Below are 7923 nucleotides of genomic sequence, written 5' to 3'. Positions count from 1 at the left end.
CTCGGCTCGTCTGTCGGCTGGTACCCGCAGATATCATGTTGACGGTCCCTCCACCCTAGCTCTTACATACCTCGTAGGAGCCGGGAGGAACATACAAGCCATGCTCGGCTGAGGCATTACCGGTGACGCCCCTGCCGAGCATGGCTCGGCACTACTGCCTTAGCCCCTCTCCCGCTTGCGGGAGAGGGGGTGGGGTGAGGTTAGCTTTTTGCTGGTAAAGCCCCTGCCGAGCATGGCTCGGCACTACAGGTCCAATTGTCCCTGCGCCTGCAGCCACTGCCGGAACCGCCGCAGTGGCTCGCGCTCCTGTCGCGAGCGCAGCCGCGTCAGCCAATACCTGCCCAACGACAAGGTCTGTGCGAACGGCTGCAACAAACGCCCCTCGGCCAGGTCCTGCTCGAACATGCGCAGCGGCAGCAGCGCCACGCCAGCACCTGCGGCAGCGGCACTGGCCAGGGTCAGCGAGGAATCAAACACCGCGCCACGCGCTTCAACGCCGCTGACGCCCGCTTGCTGCAACCAACGCGGCCATTCGTCGTTGCGATAGGAACGCAGCAGCGGCACGTTGCCAAGATCACGTGGCTGCCGCAGTTTCCGCGCCACCGCCGGCGCGCACAATGGTGCAAACAAGGTATCGACGATCGGCGTGCAATCCTGCCCCTGCCAGTCGCCATCGCCGAAACGGATCGCCAGATCCAAGCCTTCGCCGGCCAGATCGATGCGGTTGTTGTGGGTCTGCACGCGCAGCTCGATATCCGGGTGCGCGGCCTCGAACCCGGGCAGACGTGGCAACAGCCAACCGGTGGCGAATGTACCGACCACGCCTACGGTCAGCACTTCACGGAAGCGCCCGCCGGTGAAGCGGTCCAGTGCGATCGCCATGCGGTCGAAGCTCTCGGTCAGCACCGGGTATAGCGCCGCACCTTCGTCGGTCAGGGCCACCCCGCGCGGCAGCCGATGGAACAGGCTGACCTGCAGCCGGTCCTCCAGTCCACGGATCTGGTGACTCAAGGCCGCTTGGCTGACGCACAGCTCCAGCGCGGCGCGGGTGAAGTTCAGATGGCGGGCAGCGGCCTCGAAGGCGCGCAGGGCGTTGAGCGGTAGTTGGGGTCGGATCATGGCGCAGTCATGACGAAACTTGATGGTCGTCCGCATTATTCCCCTTCTCACGGCCGGATCTCCGTCAGAGATGCAAATTTAACTAATGGCTTACGATGATTATTCGCGATGGTCGGGGGCGGCTGTGGTTGGCAAGATCAGCCCGATCACGCCCAAGGAGAGTCTCAATGCTTGCTCGTCGTCAGTTCCTCACGCTTGGCGGTGCCGCCTTGGCCAGTGCATTGATTCCTGCCGCATGGGCACGTGCCGGTACCGCCAGCGCGACGCCAGCGCCGGCAGCAGTCAGTAACGCCGACTTCGCCGCACTTGAGAAGGCCAGCGGCGGACGCTTGGGTGTCTGTCTTTGGAACCCGAGCAGCGGTGCCCGCTATGGTCATCGCATGGACGAGCGTTTTCCGATGTGCAGCACGGTCAAATTTCCATTGTCCGCAGCCATCCTGCGCCACGCCGACGCCGGCCAGTTGTCGCTGGATCAGCGCGTGCCGGTACGCCAGGCCGACATCCTCGACCATTCGCCGTTCACCGAACGCCACGTCGACAAGACCATGACCGTACGTGATCTGTGCCGGGCGACGATGATCGTCAGTGACAACGCTGCAGCCAATCTGCTGCTGCCACTGGTCGGCGGTCCAGCCGGACTCACTGCGTTCCTGCGTGAGCACGGCGACCGCGTCACCGTCAGTGCGCGCAACGAGCCTGAGCTCAATCGTTTTGCAGCAGGCGATCCACGCGATACCACCAGCCCGGCGGCAATGGCCGGCAATCTGCAGCGTTTCCTGCTCGGCGACGTGCTCAAGGAGGCCTCGCGCCAGCAGCTGGCCGATTGGCTGATCGACAACCAGACTGGTGACGCGCGCCTGCGCGCCGGGCTGCCAACAGGCTGGCGGGTCGGCGACAAGACCGGCAGCAACGGCAGCGACACCAGCAACGACATCGCCGCGCTGTGGCCGCTGGCCGGTGGTACGCCGTGGTTGCTGGTCAGTTACCTGCAGGGCTCTGCACTGGATGATGACGGCCGAAATGGCATCCTCCGCCAGGTAGGGGAGCTGGCCGGCGCTCGCCTGCGCTGACGGCTCCACTGTTGGCGCAGCGGTGACCGGTGGACGTGACCCCGCGTAACCGGTCCATAGGAAACAGGCGTCATGAGCAAGGAAGTAATCTATCTGTTGTTGATTTTCGCGTTGCTGGTGATTCCGCGCGCACTGCAGCGTTTCAATATTCCGGCGCCGCTGACCTGTCTGGTGTTCGGCATCGGCGCGATGCTGTGGCTGGGGGACGGATCGCATGATCCGGTGGTCAACCTGCTCGCCACGCTGGGTATTTCCTCGCTGTTCCTGTTTGCGGGCCTGGAAGTGGATCTGGCCGATCTGCGCAAGGGTATGTGGCCACTGTTGACCCACCTGGTGATCCGCAGCGCCACACTCACCGCCATGACCTGGTTGGCTTGGCATTACGCCGGCCTGCAGTGGCAGGCAGCGGCCCTGCTGGCGCTGGCACTGCTGACGCCCTCCACCGGCTTCATCATGGACTCGCTGTCCCAGCTCGGTCTGGATGATGCCGAGCGTTTCTGGGTCAGCAGCAAGGCCATTGCCGGCGAGTTGTTGGCGCTGGCTGCCTTGTTCGTGGTGCTGCAGGCAGGCGATCCGGTGCATATGGCACTGTCGAGCATGGCCTTGCTGGCGATGATGGTGGGCCTGCCGTTGTTGTTCATCGGACTGGGCCGCTGGGTGGCGCCACATGCGCCGGGCTCGGAGTTCTCGCTGCTGGTGATGGTCGGCATGCTGGCCGCCTACATCACCTATGCGCTGGGCGTGTACTACCTGGTGGGTGCGTTCATCGCTGGTCTGGTCGCGCGCCTGTTGCAGCAGCGCATGCCGTCGCTGGCGTCGCATGAAAACCTGCATGCGCTGCGTCTGTTCGCATCGTTCTTCGTACCTTTCTATTTCTTCAATTCAGGTACCAAGGTGCCAGCCGAAGCGCTGAGTTTCGAAGCGCTGGGTCTGGGCCTGCTCATCACCTTGGTGGTGCTGCCGCTGCGTATCGCGGTGATCTGGCTGCAACGACGGCTGCTGTTTGGCGAAAGCTTCCGCACCAGTCTGCGGGTGGCCTTGGCGTTGTCGCCGACGTTGATCTTCACCCTGGTATTGGCGGCGATCATGCGCGAGCGTTTTGCGATCTCGCCGGTGCTGTTCGGTGCTTTGCTGTTGTATGCCGCATTGACCACGCTGCTGCCGTCGCTGGTGTTCCGGCGGCCGATGGATGTGGACCCGCTCAGCAACGAGGGTGCTGAAACCGCCGATCCCAATGTCGTAAGAGAAACTGTGGTTGATGCAGATGATGTAGATGATGCGGTTCCAGATTCCTCATCAGCACCCAACTCTTACGTACCGGAGCGTTGAGCGGCGCTTATCATCCCCATGGCAGGTACGGCTTCGCAATCTAGCGGGCGCGTGGCAAGGGGGTGTTGGTGGATCGGGATAGTTGGCAACAGGTGCGCGAGCTGTTTGACGCAGTGTGTGAACTGCATCCGTCGCAATGGCGGAGTGAGCTTGCGCGCTTGAGTGCGGATCCAGCCGTCATCGCCGAAACACTGGAACTGCTCGAAGCGCAGACCAGCGAGCTCGGTCGTGCCCTCGATCCGATGCAACAGTTGATCGTCGCTGCGATTCCTTCCGAGCTGAGCGAAGGTGATGTCATCGGGCCGTGGCGACTGTACGAACGGCTGGCCAGTGGTGGCATGGGCATGGTGTTCCGCGCCGAGCGTGCTGATGGCCTGTATGCGCAGGAGGTCGCGATCAAAGTCCTGCAGGGCAAGCCCAGTGCTCGCGTAGCCGAGCGTCTGGCCGCCGAGCGCCGCATTCTGGCCAGCCTGCAGCATCCCAATATCGCGCGCCTCTACGACGGTGGTACTACCCCGGGCGGGCATCCGTATCTGGTGATGGAGTACGTGCGTGGCGAGCCGCTGGACGTTTACTGCACGCGGCAGCAGCTGGATCTGCGCCAGCGCCTGCAGCTGTTTCTGAAAGTGTGCAGCGCGGTGCAGGCTGCACATGCACGGTTGGTACTGCATTGCGACCTGAAACCTTCCAATATCCTGGTGCGCGAGGATGGCGAGCCGGTGCTGCTCGACTTCGGCGTATCGCGGTTGTTGGGCGACGAGGCCGGCGACCCGGGGGCGCAGTTTTTCACCCCAGCCTACGCCGCGCCAGAGCTGCAGTCAGGACTGGCGGTGGGGGTGAGCAGTGATGTCTTCAGTCTGGCTGCGGTGCTGAGCGAGCTGCTGGCGGGTAGGGGCGGCAGGCGCGGCGCAAGCGACAGCGGGATTGCGGTAGCCGCTCCCAGTCGGGTCGCTCAGGCTGACTGCCGCTGGCTACGTGAACTGCGCGGCGATCTGGATGCGATCGTGATACGCGCCGGTGCATTGCCACCTGAGCAGCGCTATCCCTCGGTGGAGGCGATGGCCGCCGACCTGCAGCGCTATCTGCAGCATCGGCCGGTGCAGGCGCGCAACGGTGGCCGGTTCTATCGCGGTGGGCGCTGGCTGCGACGCAACTGGAAGGGGGCAGCGCTGCTGTTGCTGGCGCTGCTGCTTGCAGCCTGGTTTGTGTGGCGTCTGGCGGCAGAACGCGCAGCCGCCGAGCGCGAGGCCAAGATCGCCGAGCAGGTCAGCGGCTTTCTGGTGGAAATGTTCCAGGCGGCCGATCCGCGCGAGAAAGGCGTGCGTGGCGGCGAGGATATCAGCGCCCGTGAGGTGCTGGACCGGGCCGCGTCGCGTATTGACAAGGACCTGGATGCATCGCCGGAAGTCCAGGCGCGCTTGAAGGGCGTGATTGGCCTGGCCTACCGCAATGCCGGCGATCTGCGGCGGTCTGATCCGCTGATGTTGCAGGCTGCCGAAGCACTGGCTGCCGCGGGTGGCAACAAGAATCTGGACGAGGCAGCGCGCCTGTTCAACCTGTTGGCGGGGAGCTACTCCAACAACCGCAATGGCGTGGAAGGCGCGAGCATGGCGCGGCGGGCGCTGGCGCTGCTGGGCAAGCAGCCGGCGGACAGCTCCCGCGTCGCCCAGTCCTACAACTCATTGGGGCTGTCGTTGTTGTCCGAGCAACGCTATGACGACGCCGAGGCCGCTTTCAAGCAGGCGCTGCAGCGTCACCAGGCTGGCAAGCGTGAGCAGTACATCGGCGTGGCATTGGACAACCTGGGCATGACGTACCGGCGCAAGGGCGACCTTGTCGCATCGGCTGCAGCGTTTGACCAGTCCACGCCGATGTTCCTGCGCACCTTTGGCGAAATGTCCTATGACTACTGGGCCAGCAACACTGAACGCAGCTTGATGGTGATGGATCGCGGCGATCTGGATGCGGCCATCGCCGCGTTCGAGGCCAACCTGGCACGTGCGCCGAAAATCTTCGGGCAACGCAGCGTCTATGTGGTCAGCGAGAACAACCGATTGGCGTTGGCGTTGATACGCAAGGGCGAGTACGCGCGCGCACGACCGTATGTGGAAACCGCACTGCGGCTGTCGGCGGAAGTGCTGGGCAAGGACAGTTACAACTATTCAGCCATCACCGAAACCGCTGCGCAGCTTGCGCAGGTGCAGGGCGAGATGGCCGCCGCCGAAGCCGATTATCGTCAGGCCCTGGAAATACGCACCGCGGCCATTGGCAGAGATCATCCGGATACCCTGGATCTGGAGCTGCAGCTCGGCCTGTTGCTGGCCGGACAAGGCGACACTGCGGGCGATGCCATGGTGCAGCGGGCGCATGCGCTATGGCTGCCGCGTATACCCGCCAGCAGCGCCAATGGCATCCGTTTGCAGCAGGGTTGGGCCCAATGGCTGATTGCCAAACGGCGCTTGGATGCGGCGGCGCAAACGCTGGATGCCGTGCAACCGCTGCTGGCCGGCAGTCCTTACGCGGCGGTACGCCAACAGGTATTGCGCGCGCGTCTGGCGGAGCAACGCAGCAATCGCAATGAAGCCGCGCAGCATTGGCAGGCGGCCGTAGCCGCTTCAGAGCCGCTGTATGGCAGGGATTCGGCAGTGACCGCGCAATGGCGCGGCGCCCTGCAGGCGGCGCGCAGCGTTGCTCAAAGCGCCGCCGCGTTGCCTTGAGTTCGTGTGTGGGCGAGGATCGAGGGATGAAAACCTCATCTTTCTCGAATCTGATCTGCGTTCTGGCCCTGGCCGGCAGCGCTGTCCTTCCCGTTTCGGCGATTGCCGCCAGCACCGCGCCGGCAGCAAAGGCGGCAGTCGCGCCGGCCGACCGCTTCCTCGCCGATCTGGCGCAGTACTGCGGGCAGGCCTTTGCCGGCCGCATCATCGCCAATCAGCCCAAGTCCAGCACGCCGGACCCGTTTGATGGCAAGACCCTGGTGATGCATGTGCGCGGCTGCGACAGCCCGCAGCAGGAGCTGCGAGTGCCGTTCCATGTGGGTGAGGACCATTCGCGGACCTGGGTGATCAGCCGCACTGATGCCGGCCTGCGTTTGAAGCACGATCACCGCCATGCCGATGGCAGCCCGGATGCAGTGACCATGTACGGCGGCGATACCGCGCAGGCCGGCAGTGCAGGGCGGCAGGAGTTTCCGGTCGATGCCGAATCGGTGGCGATGTTCACTGCAAATGGCATGACTGCCTCGCTGCGCAATACCTGGGCGATGGAGCTGGTGCCGGGCAAGCGTTTCGTCTACGAACTGGCGCGTCCGGATGGGCGTTTGTTCCAGGTGGAGTTCGATCTGAGCGTGCCGGTGGCGCTGCCGCCAGCGCCGTGGGGCAGCGAGGCCTGAAAAGCAGAGGGCGCCGTTGCCGGCGCCCTTTGATCCACAGGGTTTGAGACTCAGCGTCGGCCGAAACGGGCGCGGCAGCCGCCGTTGACCCAGATGCTGTCGCCGTTGAAGCCCCAGTTGCGGCCTTCCACGCAGCGCGTGTCGGAGGCCTGCTGGACGATGACCGGTCGGCCCTGGCGGCGATCCCAGGCGCAGGTGTTCAAGCGGTTGCTGTTGCTATGGCAATCCACGAAGTAGTTGTTGCCACCCCAGCCGCCGCCATTGCCCCCACCGCCGCCACGGCCTTCGGCGAATTCGCCGCGACAGCCGCCGTTGACCCAGACCGCGCCATTGCTGCTGCCCCAGTTGCGGCCTTCCACGCAGCGCGTATCGGAAACCTGGCGGACCAGCACCGCGCTGCGCCAGCCGGTATTGCAGACTACATGACGGTTGCTGTTGCTGTCGCAGCGGATGGTCTGGTTGCCGTTACCGTGGCCAGGGCCGCCGCCCCAGCCACCACCGCCACCGCGGCCTTCGGCAAACTCGGCGCGGCAGCCGCCGCTGACCCAGACGCTGCCGTTGTTGCTGCCCCAGTTGCGGCCTTCTGTGCAGCGGGTATCGGAGACCTGGCGGACCAGTACCGCGCTGCGCCAGCCGGTATTGCAGACCTGCTGGCGGTTGTTGTTGCTGTCGCAGCGGATGGTGCGGTTGCCGTTGCCATTGCCGTTCCAGCCGCCCTGGCCACCGCCCCAGCCGCCGCGGCCCTCGCTGAATTCAGCGCGGCAGCCATTGCTGACCCATACATTGCCGTTGCTGCTGCCCCAGCTGCGACCCTCGGTACATTGGGCCTTGGACAGCTGCCTGGTCAGCACGGCGCTGCGCCAGCCGGTGGCACAGACACGCTGGCGCTGATCCACGCTTTCGCATCGGATCGGACCATTCTGGTTGCCGCCCGGGTAGCCGGACTGGGCTGCTGCGGGGGACGGGCTCATGGCCAGTCCCAACAGGGAAGCCAGGCCTGCAAGCAGGAGGTGA

Annotated in this window: 6 protein-coding genes; 4 read left to right on the top strand and 2 right to left on the bottom strand. The window is 64.8% G+C overall.

What is annotated here, in order from left to right; all coding sequences use genetic code 11:
- Positions 1–243: 243 nt before the first annotated feature.
- Entirely contained in the window at positions 244–1119 is an 876-nt protein-coding gene (locus ACVOLR_RS07710) for a LysR family transcriptional regulator (RefSeq protein ID WP_481535918.1), read from the bottom strand.
- 167 nt (positions 1120–1286) lie between these two features.
- Between ACVOLR_RS07710 and blaCESS the strand changes: the two genes are divergently transcribed.
- The 4 genes from blaCESS to ACVOLR_RS07690 all read left to right on the top strand — a co-directional run bounded on the left by blaCESS (position 1287) and on the right by ACVOLR_RS07690 (position 6909).
- Positions 1287–2189: a CESS family extended-spectrum class A beta-lactamase gene (gene blaCESS / locus ACVOLR_RS07705; RefSeq protein ID WP_481535917.1), complete on the top strand. Its 903-nt coding sequence runs from the start codon at positions 1287–1289 to the stop codon at positions 2187–2189.
- A 72-nt stretch (positions 2190–2261) separates the two neighbouring features.
- Positions 2262–3518, top strand: a complete 1257-nt coding sequence (locus tag ACVOLR_RS07700) for a cation:proton antiporter (RefSeq protein WP_481535916.1) — start codon at positions 2262–2264, stop codon at positions 3516–3518.
- A 68-nt stretch (positions 3519–3586) separates the two neighbouring features.
- Positions 3587–6235 carry a serine/threonine-protein kinase gene (locus ACVOLR_RS07695; RefSeq protein ID WP_481535915.1) on the top strand — a complete coding sequence of 883 codons (2649 nt, stop codon included), beginning with the start codon at positions 3587–3589 and terminating at the stop codon, positions 6233–6235.
- Positions 6236–6261: 26 nt separating this feature from the next.
- Entirely contained in the window at positions 6262–6909 is a 648-nt protein-coding gene (locus ACVOLR_RS07690) for a hypothetical protein (RefSeq protein WP_481535914.1), read from the top strand.
- Positions 6910–6959: 50 nt separating this feature from the next.
- Here ACVOLR_RS07690 and ACVOLR_RS07685 read toward each other — a convergent pair whose 3' ends face one another.
- On the bottom strand, positions 6960–7880 hold the full coding sequence (locus ACVOLR_RS07685; protein WP_481535919.1) for a DUF3011 domain-containing protein: 921 nt from the start codon (positions 7878–7880) through the stop codon (positions 6960–6962).
- Between the last annotated feature and the right edge of the window lie 43 nt (positions 7881–7923).

This window comes from Stenotrophomonas sp. STEN030 (genome assembly GCF_056759995.1).
The sequence above is the reverse complement of the archived record's forward strand: the minus strand, read 5'-3'. Positions and strand labels throughout refer to the sequence as shown.

Coding starts and splice junctions, on each gene's coding strand:
- ACVOLR_RS07710 (WP_481535918.1), bottom strand. CDS start 1,119: ATGATCCGACCCCAACTACCGCTCAACGCCCTGCGCGCCTTCGAGGCC.
- ACVOLR_RS07690 (WP_481535914.1), top strand. CDS start 6,262: ATGAAAACCTCATCTTTCTCGAATCTGATCTGCGTTCTGGCCCTGGCC.
- blaCESS (WP_481535917.1), top strand. CDS start 1,287: ATGCTTGCTCGTCGTCAGTTCCTCACGCTTGGCGGTGCCGCCTTGGCC.
- ACVOLR_RS07685 (WP_481535919.1), bottom strand. CDS start 7,880: ATGAGCCCGTCCCCCGCAGCAGCCCAGTCCGGCTACCCGGGCGGCAAC.
- ACVOLR_RS07700 (WP_481535916.1), top strand. CDS start 2,262: ATGAGCAAGGAAGTAATCTATCTGTTGTTGATTTTCGCGTTGCTGGTG.